At 68.1% G+C, this 16,837-nt stretch carries 15 protein-coding genes; 7 read left to right on the top strand and 8 right to left on the bottom strand.

Going from position 1 to position 16,837, the window contains the following annotated elements:
- The first annotated feature begins 5 nt into the window (after positions 1–5).
- The 6 genes from flgG to TS85_RS11085 all read left to right on the top strand — a co-directional run bounded on the left by flgG (position 6) and on the right by TS85_RS11085 (position 4,131).
- Positions 6–788 carry a flagellar basal-body rod protein FlgG gene (gene flgG / locus TS85_RS11110; protein WP_044332192.1) on the top strand — a complete coding sequence of 261 codons (783 nt, stop codon included), beginning with the start codon at positions 6–8 and terminating at the stop codon, positions 786–788.
- Positions 788–1,216 (top strand): flagellar basal body P-ring formation chaperone FlgA, encoded by a 429-nt coding sequence (flgA, locus tag TS85_RS11105; RefSeq protein WP_044332190.1) that lies wholly within the window; start codon positions 788–790, stop codon positions 1,214–1,216. The genes flgG and flgA overlap by 1 nt, the downstream gene beginning before the upstream one ends.
- A 25-nt stretch (positions 1,217–1,241) precedes the next feature.
- On the top strand, positions 1,242–1,985 hold the full coding sequence (gene flgH / locus TS85_RS11100; protein WP_044336171.1) for a flagellar basal body L-ring protein FlgH: 744 nt from the start codon (positions 1,242–1,244) through the stop codon (positions 1,983–1,985).
- A gap of 260 nt (positions 1,986–2,245) precedes the next feature.
- Positions 2,246–3,103: a flagellin gene (locus TS85_RS11095; RefSeq protein ID WP_044332188.1), complete on the top strand. Its 858-nt coding sequence runs from the start codon at positions 2,246–2,248 to the stop codon at positions 3,101–3,103.
- A 134-nt stretch (positions 3,104–3,237) separates the two neighbouring features.
- Positions 3,238–3,639 (top strand): hypothetical protein, encoded by a 402-nt coding sequence (locus TS85_RS11090; protein ID WP_044332186.1) that lies wholly within the window; start codon positions 3,238–3,240, stop codon positions 3,637–3,639.
- 141 nt (positions 3,640–3,780) lie between these two features.
- Positions 3,781–4,131: a hypothetical protein gene (locus tag TS85_RS11085; protein WP_052507856.1), complete on the top strand. Its 351-nt coding sequence runs from the start codon at positions 3,781–3,783 to the stop codon at positions 4,129–4,131.
- 251 nt (positions 4,132–4,382) lie between these two features.
- Here TS85_RS11085 and TS85_RS11080 read toward each other — a convergent pair whose 3' ends face one another.
- From TS85_RS11080 to TS85_RS11045, 8 genes are all read right to left on the bottom strand, one after another.
- On the bottom strand, positions 4,383–5,048 hold the full coding sequence (locus TS85_RS11080) for a flagellar hook assembly protein FlgD (protein WP_044332184.1): 666 nt from the start codon (positions 5,046–5,048) through the stop codon (positions 4,383–4,385).
- A gap of 9 nt (positions 5,049–5,057) precedes the next feature.
- Entirely contained in the window at positions 5,058–6,638 is a 1,581-nt protein-coding gene (locus TS85_RS11075; protein ID WP_044332182.1) for a flagellar hook-length control protein FliK, read from the bottom strand.
- Positions 6,639–6,747: 109 nt separating this feature from the next.
- Positions 6,748–8,829, bottom strand: a complete 2,082-nt coding sequence (flhA, locus tag TS85_RS11070; RefSeq protein ID WP_044332181.1) for a flagellar biosynthesis protein FlhA — start codon at positions 8,827–8,829, stop codon at positions 6,748–6,750.
- On the bottom strand, positions 8,830–10,161 hold the full coding sequence (locus tag TS85_RS11065; RefSeq protein ID WP_052507855.1) for a sigma-54-dependent transcriptional regulator: 1,332 nt from the start codon (positions 10,159–10,161) through the stop codon (positions 8,830–8,832).
- Positions 10,161–10,511 carry a flagellar motor switch protein FliN gene (gene fliN, locus TS85_RS11060; RefSeq protein ID WP_044332180.1) on the bottom strand — a complete coding sequence of 117 codons (351 nt, stop codon included), beginning with the start codon at positions 10,509–10,511 and terminating at the stop codon, positions 10,161–10,163. Before fliN ends, TS85_RS11065 begins: the two co-directional genes overlap by 1 nt.
- A gap of 11 nt (positions 10,512–10,522) precedes the next feature.
- Positions 10,523–12,121 (bottom strand): flagellar basal-body MS-ring/collar protein FliF, encoded by a 1,599-nt coding sequence (gene fliF, locus TS85_RS11055; protein ID WP_044332179.1) that lies wholly within the window; start codon positions 12,119–12,121, stop codon positions 10,523–10,525.
- Between the two features lie 160 nt (positions 12,122–12,281).
- Positions 12,282–12,929, bottom strand: coding sequence for a FliH/SctL family protein (locus tag TS85_RS11050; protein ID WP_044332178.1), 648 nt, complete (start codon positions 12,927–12,929; stop codon positions 12,282–12,284).
- Positions 12,930–12,942: 13 nt separating this feature from the next.
- Positions 12,943–13,977: a flagellar motor switch protein FliG gene (locus tag TS85_RS11045; RefSeq protein ID WP_044332176.1), complete on the bottom strand. Its 1,035-nt coding sequence runs from the start codon at positions 13,975–13,977 to the stop codon at positions 12,943–12,945.
- 88 nt (positions 13,978–14,065) lie between these two features.
- Here TS85_RS11045 and TS85_RS11040 point away from each other — a divergent pair, with 88 nt between their 5' ends.
- Positions 14,066–16,837, top strand: coding sequence for a PQQ-binding-like beta-propeller repeat protein (locus tag TS85_RS11040; protein WP_044332174.1), 2,772 nt, complete (start codon positions 14,066–14,068; stop codon positions 16,835–16,837).

Raw genomic sequence — 16,837 nt, 5'->3', positions numbered from 1 at the left:
ATTCCATGCGTACGCTCTCCATCGCCGCCACCGGAATGCTCGCCCAGCAGACCAATGTCGACGTGATCTCGAACAACATCGCGAACATGAACACCGCCGCGTACAAGCGCCAGCGCGCCGAGTTTCAGGACCTGCTTTACCAGCAGGTCTCGCGCCCCGGATCGGCGACCGGCGGCGAGACCAAGGCGCCCTCGGGCATCCAGATCGGCGCGGGCGTCAAGACCGGCGGCGTCTATCGCATCAACGAACAGGGCGCGCTGACCCAGACCAGCAATCCCTATGACGTCGCGATCGAGGGCAAGGGCTATTTCCAGGTGACGCTGCCCTCGGGCGACACCGCCTATACCCGCGACGGTTCGTTCCAGCTTTCGGACCAGGGCGAGATCGTGACCGCGGACGGCTATCCGGTGCAGCCGGGGATCACTATCCCGCAAGGCGCGCTCGACGTGTCGATCTCCAAGACCGGCCAGGTCGAAGTGACGATCGCGGGCTCCGCGCAGCCGCAGGTGCTGGGCCAGCTCGAACTCGCGTCGTTCATGAACGAATCCGGGCTGGAGGCGCGGGGGGGCAATCTGTTCCTAGAAACCTCGGCATCGGGGCAGCCGACCGTCGCGGCGCCGGGCGAGCCGGGGCTGGGGACGCTGACCCAGGGGTTTATCGAGGCATCGAACGTCAATCCGGTGTCGGAGATCACCGCGCTGATCTCTGCCCAGCGCGCCTATGAGATGAACAGCCGCGTCGTGAAGACCGCGGACGAGATGCTGGCCACCACCAGCCAGCTGCGCTGATGCTGGCGCTGCTCGCGCTCGCGCTGCTTGCCGCAGGGCCGGACGAGGTGCCCCAGGTCGCGGTGCTCGACCATGCCATCGCCAAGGGCGAGCGGATCGAGCGCGGCGACTTCGCGATGGAGGCGCGGCCTCTGGCGGCGGCGCGCGGTGCGCTGACGATCGAGGACGCGGCGGGGATGGAGGCGGTGCGCAACCTGTCCGCCGGTGCAATCGTCCGCCGCGGCGACGTGATCCGCCCGCAACTGGTGCGGCGCGGCGAGCCGGTGACGATCCGCATCGTCCAGGGCCGGCTGTCGATCACCGCGTCGGGCCGTGCGCTGGGCGGCGGTGCCGAGGGTGAAATGGTGCGGGTGGTGGTCAACGCGACCAGCCGCACGCTGGATGCAATGGTGGAAGGATCGGGCACCGTCCGGATCGCCACGCCTTAAAGACAGGGATTTCAGGGATATGGATATGCGCAAGCTCATGCTGCTGGCGTCGATCGGCGTCGCGCTTTCGGGATGCGGTGCGGTGGGCCGGCTGAAACAGGTCGGCAAGGCACCGAAGCTGTCGGGGATCGAGCCGGTCGCGGCGCCCGAGCTGGAGGCGTCGCTCTCGACCCCCGCCGATCGCGGCGGCCGCACCTCGCCGCCGCAACAGCCGGCGGCCAACGCCTCGCTGTTCCGCACCGGCGCGGGCGCGTTCTTTCGCGACCAGCGCGCGACCAAGCTCGGCGATATCCTGACGATCAAGATCAACATCCAGGACAAGGCCGATCTCGGCAACAACACCTCGCGCACGCGCGGCGGATCGGAAAATGGCGGGCTGGGCGGACTGCTCGGCATCAGCCCGGTCGCCAAGCTGCTCGGTGCCGACGCGAACAAGGTGGTCGAGACCGATTCGGGCTCCAACTATGCCGGCGGCGGATCGACGGTGCGGGCGGAGACGATCAACATGACCATGGCGGCGATCGTGACCCAGGTGCTGCCCAACGGTAACCTGATGATCCGCGGCAAGCAGGAGGTTCGCGTCAATTTCGAGATGCGCGAGCTGATCGTCACCGGCCTCATCCGGCCCGAGGACATCGCCCGCGACAATTCGATCCAGCACGGCCAGATCGCCGAGGCGCGCGTGATCTATGGCGGCAAGGGCCAGCTTACCGAAGCGCAGCAGGCGCGCTGGGGCCAGCAGATTTACGACGCGCTGTTCCCGTTCTGACGAGCAATTCCGTATTAATAGACCTGCCTTTTTCTCAGCATGACGGAGAGTGAGGGAGAAGGCCCCGGTGCGATATGGGACCGCCATGCCATTCCGACGGAGTAAATACCGGCTAACCACCAAAATGCAGGTGGAAATTTGGGTACTCCTATAATTCTTCCCAAGATGGAAGTGCAGGCGCACCGATCGCGCTTTGCCGAGGGTCGGCGCCACCGGCCCGGATCGCAGAAGCGGTCCTATATCCAAGAAGGAAGAACATCATGGGTTTCTCTGTCAACACCAACGTCGGCGCGATGGCTGCGCTTCAGAGCCTGTCCGAAACGGGTAAGGGCCTTTCGCAGGTCCAGACTCGCATCAACACCGGCCTGAGCGTTTCGTCCACCAAGGACGATTCGGCATCGTACACGATCGCGCAGGGCCTGCGCGGCGATATGGGCGGCCTCAAGTCCGTCTCCAACTCGCTGAGCCGTGCCAAGAGCGTCACCGATGTTGCCGTGGCTGGTGCCGAGCAGATTTCCGACGTCGTCAACCAGATGAAGGCCAAGGCCTATCAGTCTGCCGACGCGGGCATCGATTCGGCAACGCGCACCGCGCTGAACAACGACTTCGTCGCGCTGCGTGACCAGATCACGACCATCGTCAACTCGTCGGACTTCAACGGCACCAACCTGCTCAAGGCTTCGGGCGGTTCGGTTTCGGCGCTGCAGTCGCTCAAGGATTCGGACACCAGCTCGGCATCGACCTGGAACCCGGACTCGCTGAGCGTCGCCAACCAGGGTCTCGACCTTGGTGGTTCGGTCGTGACCGTTGCCGCCAGCGGCAACATCTCGAGCCAGGCTTCGGCCCAGACGATGATCGACACGCTGACGACCACGCAGGACAACCTCAAGACCAGCCTGAGCACGCTCGGCGCGGCTTCGCGCAAGATCGACGCCCAGGCGACCTTCACCACCAAGCTGTCGGACGTGATCGAGGCAGGCATCGGCAATCTTGTCGACGCCGATCTCGCGAAGGAATCCGCCAAGCTGCAGGCGTTGCAGGTCAAGCAGCAGCTGGGTGTTCAGGCTCTGTCGATCGCCAACCAGGCGCCGCAGACGATCACGTCGCTGTTCCGTTAAGGCCAGTCTTATCCCTGGAAGAATGGCCCAAGCGGAGGCCGGGATGGGAAACCATCCCGGCCTCTTTTTCGTGGGAGGAAGCCGGGGACGATGGTTGATCGCTCTATAATGATGGGAAGACAGGAGAAATTCGCTTGTTCCCTCGTATCCGAGAAATCACTGACGCCTTTGGCGGCCGGCTCCGCGTCAGCGTGGAGGAGCATCCTTCGGGGGCGCTGGTCGTGCTCGATCGCCCCGATCTGTCCGGGCGCCCGCGCGTCCTGCTCGACGGCTACGGCGTCGACGTGCTTTCGGGCTATATCATGTCGGCGCGACTGTCGGTGCCGCACGCGCTTCCCGACGAGCATGTCGACGGCACGTTCGGTACGCGCTTCCAGCTCAAGCTGGAGCCCAGTGCCTCGCTCACGCTCAGCCAGGGTGGGGATGCCAGGCTGGAGATTTCTGCCCCGTTCTGGGACAGGCTTTATGCCGAGCTTTGCCTGGTAGCGGCGCATGCCCGCGAACTGGGGCGGCGCGCCGAGGCGCGGGTCCACTAACGCGCCCTGTTTTCCTTTCACCGGCGCCGATTTCCAGTCCTTGGAAAACTACGTACGGGGCAAAAACCGGACTACGCTGCGCCGGGGCACTCGGGCATTTCGACCCTCGAACACCGACTTGAGCAACAGAGGGCTCCCAGCATGGATCTACGTACTTTCGGTTCCGCTTCGGCGAACCAGACCGCGGCCTATACCGTCACGGTCGCACTGGTCGTCGAGGATGCCGGGCTGCTCTGGGCCGCCGCTGCCGAGCGCGCCATGGCCGCCCCGGGGGCGACGCTGGCCGATGTGCTGGACACGATCGGCCCGCGCGAGGACCCCGCGATCGCCGAGTGCATCGCCATGCTGACCGCGCCGCGCGCGATCCCGGGATGCGGGATGGACAGCTTCACCGTACGCGAAGCCAACACGCCCTCCGCCTCGCCGCGCATCCAGCTGCCCAGCCAGGCCGATCCGCGCCGCATGGAGATGCTCCCCGTCGCCTTTGGCTGATCGAGACCGACATTCGCGGGCGCCCAACCGCTCCACATCAAAAAAAACGGCAGGCGTTTCGCCTGCCGTTTCAGTTTGTGCCGGTCGGGGTCGGGGGAGACATCCGGTCGGGGGAGAGACGGGCGACCGCAGAGGGGATCGGAACGTCCGCCCGTCTCTCTTACCTTCATTATAGCGGAGCCCGGTGGGCGGCAGGGAGCGATGCGCTCCGATATTGTCCTGAGCGGGCTAGGCCGTAGCGCGTGGCGCGCTCACTGGCCGATGCGGACCAGGCTGCTCGCGGGCATCTTGGCGCCGTTGATCGTCACGGTGATGGCGCCATTGGCAAGCTCGACATCGCTGACCGTACCGATCGCGTGCGCCGTCACGGGAAGGGCGTTGCCTGACGCATCGACGCCTTCGAGCGCGATGCCATATTCGCCGGGGGGCATCGTGCGGCCGCTGGTGGTGGTCCCGTCCCAGCGTATGCCGCCCGACAGGTCGCCGGCGTCGACCGTGCGCGTGTCGACGGTCTTGCCCGCCGCGTCCGTGATCCTGGCGGTGAGCGCAGCGACGGTGCGATCCGCCGTCCAGCTCCACTGCGCGGGGGTGGCTTCGCTAAGCCCGGAAACCGCATCGGCGGACTCGACGGTCTTGCCGATCAGCGCCGATGCCTGAGTCAGGTTTTGCGTGCCCAGGCTGGCGAGGATCGATTTGAGCGTGGTGTTCTGTTCGATCGACTGCTCGACCTGCGAATATTGCACCAGCTGCTGGGTATATTGCGCGGTGTCCATCGGATCGAGCGGGTCCTGGTTCTGCATCTGCGCGGTGAGCAGCTTCAGGAACATGGTGTAGTCGGCGCTGAGCTTCGCGCCCGCAGTGGTGGCGGTCGCGGCGGAGACCGCGCTCGTGGCGGTGGTCGGGGCAATGCTGGTCATGCAATCATCCTAAGCGAGAACGTCCACCTGCCCATCGCCGCGGATCGCGCGATAGGCGGGGGTGGGTTCGAATTCATCGTTCGCGGCCTGATGCCGCCGGGCATCGTCGCCGCGCTGCGGGTGCGGCTGGCCCTGCTGGCCGTCGCTGCCGGTGCGGCTTTCGAAGCGGAAGCTCTGGGCGTCGGTGCGGACGCCGGCCTGGTCGAGCGTGCGCGCGAGATCGGGCAGGTCCTGGCGCAGCAGATCAAGCGCGCGGGCGCTGTCTGCGCTCACCGTAGCCTTCAGGCTGCCCGCGGAATCGAACGCGAGCGTCACATCGACGCGGCCCAGTTCGGCGGGGTTCATCCGGACGCGCAGCGTATCGTCGCCGGCCTCGACGCGGCGGGCAATCTCGACGCCCATCGTTTGGCCCAGATGGCCGGGCCGCGCGGCGATCTCGACCTCGGCGGGAAGCGCCGGGGGCGGCGTCGCGGCGGCGAGGCGGGTGGCGAAGGACGGCGCGGACTGGTTCGCGGGGGGGAGCGGTGCGGGCAGGTCGCCGCTCTCCGGGAGCGTGGCATCGGGGCGCGTGTCGCCATGCTCCGTCCCCGCATCGGGGGACAGGGCGGGTGTCGGCTTCAGCGCGGTGTCGGCGGGCGCACCGGGCGCGGTGGCGGTGCGGGCCATGGCGGGCGCATCGGCTGGCGCTGCTGTCGTGCCGGGGGCGGTCGCAGATTTGCGCGGCGCGGGGGCGGCGGTTGCGGGGGCGGGTGCCGGCTGGATCGGCTGCTGGGTCGCGGCGGCAACCGCGACTGCGCTGAAATCAGGAGCCGCGGGCGGAGGTGCGCCAGCGTCCGCGGGTAGGGGTGCGGGTGCCGGCGTGTCGATAGCGATTGGCTGCACGGCGGCGGCGGGGGCCGTGCCCGTGGCAGCGTCCTCCGGCGTATCCATCGCCGTATCCATCGCCGCAGCCGGGGCAGCGGCGGGCTGCGACGTCTTCGGCTGAGGCCGCGACCGGGCGGCAGGTTCGCGGATCGGCGCGCGCGGCGCGGGGGTGTCGGCAGCGGGCGTCGCAGCGGTCCCCGGCGGCGGATCGCCAGCGGGCGCCGCTTCGGGTTGCGCACGCGCGACGGGCGCTTCGGGCGCGCGGATCGGCGTGGCGGGGGGCGGTACGGCGCTGCTGGGGGGCGTGCTTGTCTTCGCGGCGGGCGCCGCTTCGGGCGCGGGGCCGGCCTCGGCGAGAAGCGGGGCAGCCGCGATGGACGCGGCGGCGGGCGGCGGAACGTTCCCGGCGACCCTCATCTGCCCCTCGATCGCTGCGGGTATCGTGGGGGCCAGTGCCGGCGGTGTGGTAGCCTCACTGGCGTCCGTCGGAGCCATGCCGAGCAGCGGCGCGCGAAGCCCGCGGCCAAGCTGCGGGGCGGCGGCCAGCGCCGTGGCCTCGATCGGCGCGAGCGCGGTCGGCTGCACGGGGAGCGCCACGGGCGCTGTCCCGGCGGGTTGCGCCAGCGTCGCGTCGAGCAGCGCGCCGAATCCCTGCACGCCGCCCGCAAAGGACGGCACGGCAAGCGCGGGAGTCGCAATCGGAAAACCGAACGGAGTGATGTTCATCCAGGCGCCTCTTGCTGGCCGCGTGGGCCCGTTTCTTCATTATAGGATGGTTGGGAACGGGCCGGTGCCGCCTTGAAATTCGCTCTCTCGCGAATTTCCAAACAGGCTCTCAGCCGATCGTGCCCAGCGCACGGATGCGCGCGCGGGCGTGGATTTCATTCTGCGACAGCACGACGGTGGCCGGGCGGACGCGCTCGATGATCGATCGCACGAACGGGCGGATCGCCGGGCTGGTCAGCAGGCACGGGATTTCGCCGTCCGCCGCCAGCCGGTCATAGGTGTCGCGCACCGACGCGATGAAGCGCTGAAGCGACGAGGGCGCCATGGCGAGCTGGCGATCGTCGCCGCTGCCCAGGATCGAGTCCGCAAACGCCTGGTCCCATTCCGCCGACAGCGTCACCACCGGGATTGCGTCGCCGCGCACCTGCGTCGCGCTGATCTGGCGCGCCAGCCGCGATCGGACATGCTCGGTCATCTGGGTGAGGTTGCTGGTCATCGGCGCGGCTTCGGCGATCCCCTCCAGGATCGTGGGAATGTCGCGGATCGAAATGCCCTCCGCGAGCAGGTTCTGGAGGATGCGCTGGACGCTCGAGATCGAAACCTTCGACGGCACGATGTCCGCCACCAGCTTCTCGGCGTCGCGATGGACCTCCATCAGCAGCTTCTGCGTCTCGGTGTACGACAGCAGGTCGGCGATATTGTCCTTGACCAGCTCGGTCAGGTGGGTGGTGATGATCGTGCCGCAATCGACCACGGTGAGCCCGCGGAACCCGGCCTCGTCGCGAAGCTCGCGGTCGATCCACAAAGCAGGCAGGCCGAACACCGGCTCGCGCGTATTCTCGCCGGGCAGGCCGACCGGACCGCCGCCGGGATTGATCAGCAACAGCTTGTCGAGCCGGATCTCGCCGCGGGCCGCCTCGGTTTCCTTGATCGTGATGACATATTCATTGGGCTTCAGGCCCATATTGTCGATGATCCGCACCGACGGCAGCACGAAGCCGAAATCGGTCGCCATCTGGCGGCGCAGTGCGCGTACCTGATCGTCCAGCCGCGGTTCGCGCTGGTTGTCGTTGATCATCGGGAGCAGCGCATAGCCGATCTCGATCCGCACCGCGTCGATCGCGAGCGTCGCGGAAATCGGCTGTTCGACGATCGCGGCCTGTGCGTCCTCGTGTGCGGCGACGATCTGTTCGTGGACGGCGCGTGCGCGCGCGCGCTTGCTCATCGTCCAGGCGGCATAGCCCGACAGCGCCGAGAAGGCGGCGAAGGGCACGAAAGGCATCCCCGGCACGATCGCCAGCACCCCCATCAGCACCGCGACCATCCCGAACGCCTTGGGATAGCGGCCAAGCTGGTCGCCCAGCGCGGCGCCGGTCTTGCCCGCCACGCCGCCCTTCGACACCAGCAGACCCGCCGCGGTGGAGACGATCAGCGCCGGGATCTGGCTCACCAGCCCGTCGCCGGCGGTCAGCACGGTATAGGTATGGAACGCCTCGCCCACCGGCACGCCGTGCGAGAAAACGCCGATCGCCAGCCCGACGACGATGTTGATCGCGGTGATCAGCAGCGCGGCGACCGCGTCGCCCTTCACGAATTTCGACGCACCGTCCATCGCGCCGTAAAAGCCGCTTTCGGCCTCGACTTCGGCGCGGCGCGCCTTGGCCTGTTCCTCGTTGATCATCCCCGCCGAGAGGTCGGCGTCGATCGCCATCTGTTTCCCCGGCATCGAATCGAGGCTGAACCGCGCCGCGACTTCGGCGATGCGCCCGGCGCCCTTGGTGATCACGACGAAGTTGATGACGATCAGGATGATGAAGATCGTCAGCCCGATGATCGTCTCGCCGCCCATCAGGAACTCGCCGAACGCGCCGATCACGCCGCCGGCGGCATCGGGGCCTTCATGGCCGTGGCTCAGGATCAGCCGGGTGGAGGCGAGGTTGAGCCCCAGCCGCAGCATCGTCGAGATCAGCAGGATCGTCGGAAAGGCGCTGAGTTCCAGCGGCTTGTCGATGAACAGCGCGGTCATCAGGATCATCACCGAAATGGTGATCGACAGCGCGAGCCCCATGTCGAGCATCCAGCCGGGCATCGGCAGGATGAGCATGCCGATGATCGCCAGGACGCCGAACGCCAGCGCCATGTCGCGATTGACGCCGAGCCGCTGGAGCAGATTGGTGAGCGCGTTGGGCATTTAGGGCGCCGGCGAAACCGGGATGCCGGCTTCGATAAAGGTGCGCAGCTTGTTGCGCATCGTGCGCACGGAGATGCCGAGGATGCTCGATGCCGATGTGCGGTTGCCGTGGCACCGCTCCAGCGTCTGCAGGATCAGCTCGCGCTCGACTTCCTCGACGGTGTGGCCGACCAGCCCCTGCACCTGGAAACGGTGCGGCTCGCTGGTCTCCAGGTCGATCAGGCGGCTGCCGTCGGAGCGCACCAGGTCGCTCGCCTCGATCCGGGTGCCGCGCGCCAGAAGGACGGCGCGGTGGATGCAATCCTCCAACTCGCGGATATTGCCCGGCCAGCCATAGCGGGTGACGAGCGCCAGCGCGTCGTCGCTGAACGCGCGCTCGCGGGTGCCGTCGGCTTCGGCGAGGCGCTGGGCGAAGTGGCGCGCGAGCCGCGCGGCATCGTCGCCGCGCGCGCGCAGCGGCGGTACGTCGACACGGACCAGCCCCAGCCGGACGAGCAGGTCGGCGCGAAATGCACCGGCGCTCACTGCCGCCTCGAGATCGAGCGTCGTGGTCGCGATCAGCCGGGCGTGGAACGGCACCGGCTCGCGTCCGCCGACGCGCGTGAAGCGCTGTTCCTGGAGCGTGGACAGCAGCCGCGCCTGGGTCGCGGGGGCCAGCGCGCTGACTTCGCGCAGCAGGATGGTTCCCGTGCCCGCTTTTTCGAACCGCCCGATGCGCCGTGCGACGGCGCCGACAAAGGCGCCTTCCTCATGCCCGAACAGTTCGGATTCGATTACGTCGGCGGCGACACCGGCGCATTCGACGACGAGCATCGCGGTGCCGCGCCCTGATGCCTCGTGGATCGTTCGCGCCATCGTCTCCTTGCCGCTTCCGCGCTCGCCGGTGACGAGCACCGGCGCGCCGCTGGGCGCGACCGCCGAGGCGAGCGCGAGCGCACGCGCCAGCGCGGGATTGTCGCCGATCAGTTCGGGCGGCTTGCGCTGCACGACCGAGGCGATCGCCGCGGCGATCAGGTCGCGTTGCGGAGGCAACGGCACATAATCGCGCGCGCCTGCCCGGATCGCCGCCACGGCGCGCTCGGCAGAGGCGCCGATCCCGCAGGCGAGCACCGGAATCGTGAAGCGTTCGGCGCGCAGGCTGGCCATGAACAGCGGCACGTCGGTCTCGACATCGATCATTACCAGGTCGCCGCCGGAGGCGCGCAACATTCCCAGCGCGTCGCCGGGGCCGTCCGCCATCGCGACATCGGCACCGGCTTCGCGCGCCAGTTCGGCCGCGCGCCGGAACTCGGTGCCGGGCGCGCCGACCAATAGCATTCGGATCGACGCCATCAGCGATCGGCCCGCACGATTTCGGTCAGCGTCACGCCCAGCGCGTTGTCGATCAGCACGACTTCGCCGCGCGCGATCAGCCGATCGTTGACGAAAATGTCGACGGGTTCGCCGACGCGGCGATCCAGTTCGACGACATGGCCTTCGCGCAAATGGAGCAATTCGCCGACGGGCATCCGCGCGCGGCCCAGGATCGCCTGGACCTTGACGGGCACGTCATGGACGGCCTCCAGCCCTTCGGAGCCGGTGGTGCTGGTGTCTCCCATCGGGAGCGGTTCGAAGTCTTCGAAGACCGGGCCCTGCTGTTCGCCGGGCTCGGCGGGGATGATGTCGTGCGGATCGATGCTCATCGTCGGGGTTCCTATGTGTTCATCCACTGACGGATCACCGAAGCCGCCTCGGGCGGGCTGGCGTTGATCGCGTCACCGATGCGCTTGAGCGCGGAAAGTTTGATGCGTCCGTCGACCTGGGCGAGGGCGATTTCCTGGTCGAGCAGCGGCGGATCGACGTTGAGCGCCTCCAATTGCTGCTGCGCCTCGGCGTCGCCGCCCGCGGCGCGCTCCGCGAGCGCGAGCATCTCCGGCGTCGGGCCGGCGAGCGCGGGGGCACCGTCCGCCATGCCGGGCACGGTCTTGGGCTTGAGCATCCGCAGCGCGACCAATCCGACCACGCCGATCACGATGAGCTGCAACAGGCTCCAGATGCGGTCCATCGGGAGCAGCGACAGCAGCCCGGCATCCTTGTCGGCCAGCGCGTCGCCGCCCGAAAACGCCATGCTCTCCACCACGACGCTGTCGCCGCGTTCGGCATCCGCGCCGACGGCATTCTCCACCAGCCGCTGGAGCCGCTGGATCTGCGGCTGGGGCAGGCCCTTTTCGCCGCCATCGACCATCACCGCGACCGACAGCCGCGTGACCTTGCCCGGCGCGCGCAGCGTGACCGTCTTGGTCGCGCTGTTGTCATAGGTCGTGTCTTCGGAAGTCTGGTTGCTCGTCGTCTGTTTCGAAGGACCGGCACCGCCGCCGCCCTGGCCCTGCGCCTCGGGAAGCTGGTTGCCGATCGACGTGGTGCCGGGGGCTGCATCGGTCTCGCTGTTCTGGTCGCCGCTCTCGACGCTGACCTGGCGCGAGATGACCTGCTTGTCGGGATCGAACATCGTCGATTCCTCGCGGGTCTGGTCGCGGTCGATCTGGGCCGAGACTTCGGCGCGGACCTTGCCCTGGCCGACGATCGGCTCGAGCAGCGATTCGATCTCGGAGCGAAGCTTGGCCTCGACCGCCGCCTGGCGCTCGTCCGCATCGCCGGCGCCGGCGGTGCCCGGATCGCCCGCGCGCGCCAGCAAGGCGCCGGTCTGGTCGACCACCGACACTGCGTCGGGTGAAAGCTCGGGCACCGAGGAGGCGACGAGATAGCGGATCGCGGCGATCGTCTCGGACGAGATCCGCCCCTTGGTCTTGACGGTGACGGCGGCGGTCGCCTTGCGGGTTTCGCTGGCGAACATCGTCCGTTCGGGCATCACGATGTGGACGCGCGCCGCCGTGACGTCCTGGATCGTCTCGACCGACTTGGCGAGTTCGCCTTCGATCGCGCGGGTCTCGTTCATCTTGGCGCGGCTGGAGGAGACGCCGAAGGGCTGTTCGGCGTCGAGCACGTCATAGCCGATCTTGCCGCCCAGCTTCTCGCCGGCCAGGCTCATCCGCAGTTCGGCGAGCTTGTCCTGTGGCGCCATGATCGACGTGCCGTCGGCGGACAGCGTATAATCGATATTCTGTGCCTTGAGCTTGTCGGTGATCGTCGCGGCCGAGGACGCATCCAGATCGGTGTAGAGAAAGCCCATCTGCGCGTTCGAGCCGCTGGAGGCGACGAAGGCGAGCGCGGCGAGCAGCGCCAAGGCGACGCCGCCCATCAGCAGCAGCCTTTTGGGGCCGAGTTGCCCGGCAAAGTTTGTGATCGCTTCCAAAGCCGCCCCGTTGCGTGACCGGGGGCTGGGTGCCCCTTATCCTAATTATAGGAGGGGTTGGACGGCAGATTGTGCCGGGTGGGAATTTTTTGCCTAGTGGCTCTGCGTCTTCGCTCGCCCGTCTTCCCCCTCCCGCAATCAGGAGGGGGAAGTCCCGTCTTTAGGGGTGTAGCAGCGAGTGTAGTTCGGCCTCGACTGCGCGTCGGCGTGCCGCGGCGTCGAGCGCCAGTCCGCCCTGTTCCCAGCCGATCATGGCGTCGCCGGGGGCGAGCGTGACGTCGCCGATGACGGTGAGCGACAGCTTGCGCCGGTCGCGTGACTGGCGCTCGGCGATGCGCGCCTCGACCGCGTCGATAATGTCGGGGTGGACGCGGATTTCGAGTTCGGTGCCGCGCGCAACCTGGGCCAGCACGCGGCCGATCGCGGCGTCGATCGCGTCGCCGGGCGCGGTTTCGAGCGCGCGGCCCGCGATCATGTCGGCGGCTGCCAGTGCGATCTCGGCGGCGTCGCTGGTCACGCGCCGAGTGACGTCGGCGAAGCGTTCGTCGAGCGTCTCGATCCCCGCCTGTAGCGCATCGACGGCACTCAGCAACGCGACCTCGCGCTCCGCCCGCGCCTGGGCCAGCCCGGCGTCGAACCCTTGCGCGCGGGCGAGCGCGACCTGCGCGCCCTGCTCGGCCTTCAGCGCCGCCATCTCGACGCGGAGCGCCGCCAGTTCGAGCAGGCTGTCGCCGGTCGGGGCGGAATCGCCGCTGGCGACGGTGAAGATACGATCGAAAGCGAAACGCTCGACGCTGTGCAGGCTCATCTTGGCGTCCTCGTCAGATGATCATCGCGTCGTCGGACTTGGGGTCGACGAGCATGATTTCGCCGCGATCTGCCAGGCTCTTGGCCAGGCGGACGAGCGACGATTGCGCTTCCTCGCAGTCGCGGGCGCGGACCGGGCCCATCCCGGCCATGTCCTCGCGCATCAGCTTCGACGCGCGTTCGGTCATCGCGCCGAAGAAGAGCTGCTTGAGCTGCTCCGGCGCGCCCTTCAGCGCCAGCGCCATTTCGCGCTTGTCGGCGTTGCGGACGATCACTGCGATCGCGGCGGGGAGCAGGTTCGACAGATCCTCGAAGGTGAACATCAGCGCGCGGATACGCTCGGCGCTTTCGGGCGCGCGGCCATCGAGCGCGGTCAGCATCGCTTCCTCGGTCGCGCGATCCAGCGAGTTGAACAGCTCCGCCATCGCCTCGTGCGGGTCGCGCTTGTTCGAGCGCGACAGGTTGGTCATGAACTCGCTCTTCAGCGTCTGCTCGACCTGGTTGATGACGTCCTTCTGCACGGTATCCATCCGCAGCATCCGCATCACCACGTCGACCGAGAAGTCGCGCGGCAGCTCGGCGATGACGCGCGCGGCGTGATCGGCGCGCAGCTTGGACAGGATCACTGCCACCGTCTGCGGATATTCGTGGCGAAGTGCACCCGCCAGCACCGACTCGCTGACATTGGAGAGCTTGTCCCACATCGTCCGGCCCGAGGGGCCGCGGATGTCCTCCATGATCTCCTTGACCTTGTCGCCGGGCAGGATGCCGCCGAGCAGCCGCTCGGTCGTTTCGTAGCTGCCGTGGAGCGACGCCATGCTGGCGACTTCGCCGGTGAACTGGATCAGCAGATGCTCGACCACCGCGGAGGAAATGCGCCCCAGCCCGGCGATGGTCGACGACAATTCCTTGATCTCGTCGGTGGAAAGCTGTTCCCAGATCGGCGCGCCATGTTCGCGGCCCAGCGCCAGCATCAGCGCGGCCGCGCGCTGGGCCCCGCTGTACTTTTTGAGTTCGGCCGGCTCTGCGATCGGCGCCATCAGGCTCATTCTCGTCCCTCTTATAAATTTGCGCCCGCGCGACTCTGCGGAGGCGCCGGCTCGTCTATTATAGGATCAAGGGGGCAGAGGCAGTCGCATGGCGGTGAATTTATCGAACAGTCTGGCGGGGCTGAGCCTGCTGACCGGGACGGGCGTCTCGAGCAGCTCGCTTGAGACGATTGCCTATGAAAGCAAGGCGGTACGCACCGCCAAGGCGCAGTTCACGCTCGCCGCCACGACGCCGCCCTGGAAGGAAACCAAGACCAGCGCGCCGCTGTCGAGCCAGGTATCGACGATCAAGGCGATGAAGACCGTCATCGACAAGGCCGGCACCGGATCGGAGCTGCTGCCCGAGGACGTCCAGACAAGCTTCATCGCGTACAAGGCGCTCGATCGCCTGCGGCTGCTGGCCGAGGCGGCGTCGGTCAAGACCGCGTCGTCGGCGCAGCGCGCCACGCTCCAGACCAGCTTTGCCAAGGGGCTGGCCGATGTCCAGGCCTTCCTCGCCAAGGCGCCGTCGGACAAGGTCAACCTCGCCTTTGCCCAGCCCAGCCGCAGCGCCAAGACGATCGATCTGTCCGCGCCCGACCAATATGCCGTCAAAGGGCCCGGGCTGGTCAAGAACCGCACCGACGCGATCCCCGGGCTGACCGGCAGCGAAGTCTTCACGATCAAGCTCGACAAGCCCGGCGCCACCGATACCGTGACCGTCGATCTGGCGCAGGGGACGCAGCCGCCGACGCTGGACTCGGTCGCCGCCGCGATCAATGCGGCGATCACCGCGATCCCGCGGCGCAACGCCGATGGCAGCGTCTATCTCGACGAAAATGGCGAGTCCGCGCCGCGCTGGCTGGCGCAGTTCGAGGTGCAGAAAGGCACCGACAAATGGGGGCTGACGCTGAAGGCGCCCAGCGGGCTGGAGCGCGTGACGCTCGACCAGGTCGGCGCGAAGGACGCGCTGGTCGTCGCCACCGGCCAGACCGCGCTCGACGCACCCACCGCGACCAGCGTGTTCCGGATCGACGACCCCAGCGGCGCCGCGACGCGCAAGACGATGGCGACACTCTCCGCGCTCGATCGGCAGGAGACCGCGCGCGCGACGCTGCTCGGCAAGACCACGACGCTGACGACGACGAAGACCGACCTCGACGGCAAGATCAAGACCCAGACGACCAAGACCAACAACGTCTATGCCCCGACCGACGCGGCGGCGGTCGCCACCGATGCACAGGGCAACAGCTATGTCGTCGGCACGACGCAGGGCGATCTGGGCGCGAACCGCTCCGATGGCGACGACAATCTGTTCCTGACCAAGATGGACGGCGAGGGCAAGATCGTCTGGCAGCGCAGCCTGGGTGCGGGCGGTTCGTCCACCGGCGCGGCGGTGTCGATCGCGCCGGACGGTGGGATCGTCGTCGCGGCAACCGTCAACGGCAGCTTCAACGGCGCGACTGCCGATGGCGACATGGCGGTCGCGAAGTTCGACGCCGAGGGCGACGAGCAATTCTCCACCGTGGTCCGCGCAGTCGGCGCCGATACCGCGCGTGCGCTGGCGGTCGGCGCGGACGGGTCGATCTTTGTCGGCGGACGGGTGTCGACCGGCGGCGGCGACGCCTTTGTCGCGCGGATCGACAGCACGGGCGCGATTGCCGAGCGCAGCACGCTTTCCGGCACCGGCAGCGAGACGCTCAACGGGCTGGCGATCGATGGCGACGGCAATGTGCTGGCGCTGATGGCGTCGGACGGCGTCGCGGAGGTGCGCAAGCTCGATGCCGCCGCCCTGTCGACCGAATTGGGGCGGATCAGCCTGGGCAGTGCCGATGCGCGGGTGATCGCAGTGGGCGCGGATGGCAGCATCGCAGTGGGCGGGGCGACCGACGCCGCGCTGACGGGGACGCAGGTCAACGCCACCGGCGGCGGCCGCGACGGCTTTGTCGCGCGGATCGATTCCGCGCTGTCGAGCGCCAGCGTCACCTATCTGGGATCGTCGGCGGACGACCAGGTCGACTCGCTCGCCTTCATGGGGGGCACGCTCTACGCGGGCGGGCGCACCACCGGCACGCTAGGTGCTGCGAAGCTGGGCGCGACCGACGGCTTCGTCGCGCGGATCGATCCGGCGACGGGCGGCATCGCCGACACCAACCAGTTCGGCGCGTCGCTGTTGCGCACCGAGCCCGTGCGGATCGCGGCGAATGTCGGGGGCGCGAACGCGCTCTCCGCGCTGGGCTTTGCGCGCGGGACGGTGAACCCCGAGGTTTCGGAGAAGCTGACGACCCAGACCGCGCTGCGCCCCGGCGACAGCTTCTCGATCCGCGTCAACGAGGGCACGGTGCGCAAGATCACGATCTCCGCCGACGACACGCTGACGACGCTTGCCGATCGCATCCGCGGGATTGCGGGGGCGAGCAAGGCGACGGTGACGACGCCGAAGATCGGCGAGGGGCGATCGCTCCGCATCGACATGAAGGCGGGGAACGCGATCGAGCTGCTCGCCGGGCCGGACGGCACCGACGCGCTCGCCAAGCTTGGGCTGGACCCGCAGCGCATCCAGGCCGATCCGACCGTCGCCAGCGGCGCGCCGCGCGTGCGGCCCGGCGGCACGTTCGGGCTGGGACTGAGCGAGGCGCTCAACCTGACGACGCTCGACGACGCCAAGGTCGCGCTCAAGAAAATGGGCGAGGCGGTGTCGATGAGCCAGACCGCCTATCGATCGCTCTATTGGGACGATGGCAAGGCCAGGCTGGTCGACGGCGTCAAGAACACCAAGACCGGCAAGGGATCGACGGTGCGCGAGACCGCCCAGCTCGCCAACTACACCGCCGCGCTGAAGCGGTTGAACAGCACCTCGTCCAGCATCACGGGACTTTGA

Origin of the sequence: Sphingomonas hengshuiensis (assembly GCF_000935025.1) — a bacterium.
Taxonomy (GTDB): domain Bacteria; phylum Pseudomonadota; class Alphaproteobacteria; order Sphingomonadales; family Sphingomonadaceae; genus Sphingomonas; species Sphingomonas hengshuiensis.
This window is presented reverse-complemented; position numbering and strand designations above follow the sequence as displayed.

What these genes read in the sequence shown, in the direction of transcription:
- flgG (WP_044332192.1), top strand. Translation starts at nt 6, where the DNA reads ATGCGTACGCTCTCCATCGCCGCCACCGGAATGCTCGCCCAGCAGACC.
- flgA (WP_044332190.1), top strand. Translation starts at nt 788, where the DNA reads ATGCTGGCGCTGCTCGCGCTCGCGCTGCTTGCCGCAGGGCCGGACGAG.
- flgH (WP_044336171.1), top strand. Translation starts at nt 1,242, where the DNA reads ATGCGCAAGCTCATGCTGCTGGCGTCGATCGGCGTCGCGCTTTCGGGA.
- TS85_RS11095 (WP_044332188.1), top strand. Translation starts at nt 2,246, where the DNA reads ATGGGTTTCTCTGTCAACACCAACGTCGGCGCGATGGCTGCGCTTCAG.
- TS85_RS11085 (WP_052507856.1), top strand. Translation starts at nt 3,781, where the DNA reads ATGGATCTACGTACTTTCGGTTCCGCTTCGGCGAACCAGACCGCGGCC.
- TS85_RS11080 (WP_044332184.1), bottom strand. Translation starts at nt 5,048, where the DNA reads ATGACCAGCATTGCCCCGACCACCGCCACGAGCGCGGTCTCCGCCGCG.
- TS85_RS11075 (WP_044332182.1), bottom strand. Translation starts at nt 6,638, where the DNA reads ATGAACATCACTCCGTTCGGTTTTCCGATTGCGACTCCCGCGCTTGCC.
- flhA (WP_044332181.1), bottom strand. Translation starts at nt 8,829, where the DNA reads ATGCCCAACGCGCTCACCAATCTGCTCCAGCGGCTCGGCGTCAATCGC.
- TS85_RS11065 (WP_052507855.1), bottom strand. Translation starts at nt 10,161, where the DNA reads ATGGCGTCGATCCGAATGCTATTGGTCGGCGCGCCCGGCACCGAGTTC.
- fliN (WP_044332180.1), bottom strand. Translation starts at nt 10,511, where the DNA reads ATGAGCATCGATCCGCACGACATCATCCCCGCCGAGCCCGGCGAACAG.
- TS85_RS11050 (WP_044332178.1), bottom strand. Translation starts at nt 12,929, where the DNA reads ATGAGCCTGCACAGCGTCGAGCGTTTCGCTTTCGATCGTATCTTCACC.
- TS85_RS11045 (WP_044332176.1), bottom strand. Translation starts at nt 13,977, where the DNA reads ATGAGCCTGATGGCGCCGATCGCAGAGCCGGCCGAACTCAAAAAGTAC.
- TS85_RS11040 (WP_044332174.1), top strand. Translation starts at nt 14,066, where the DNA reads ATGGCGGTGAATTTATCGAACAGTCTGGCGGGGCTGAGCCTGCTGACC.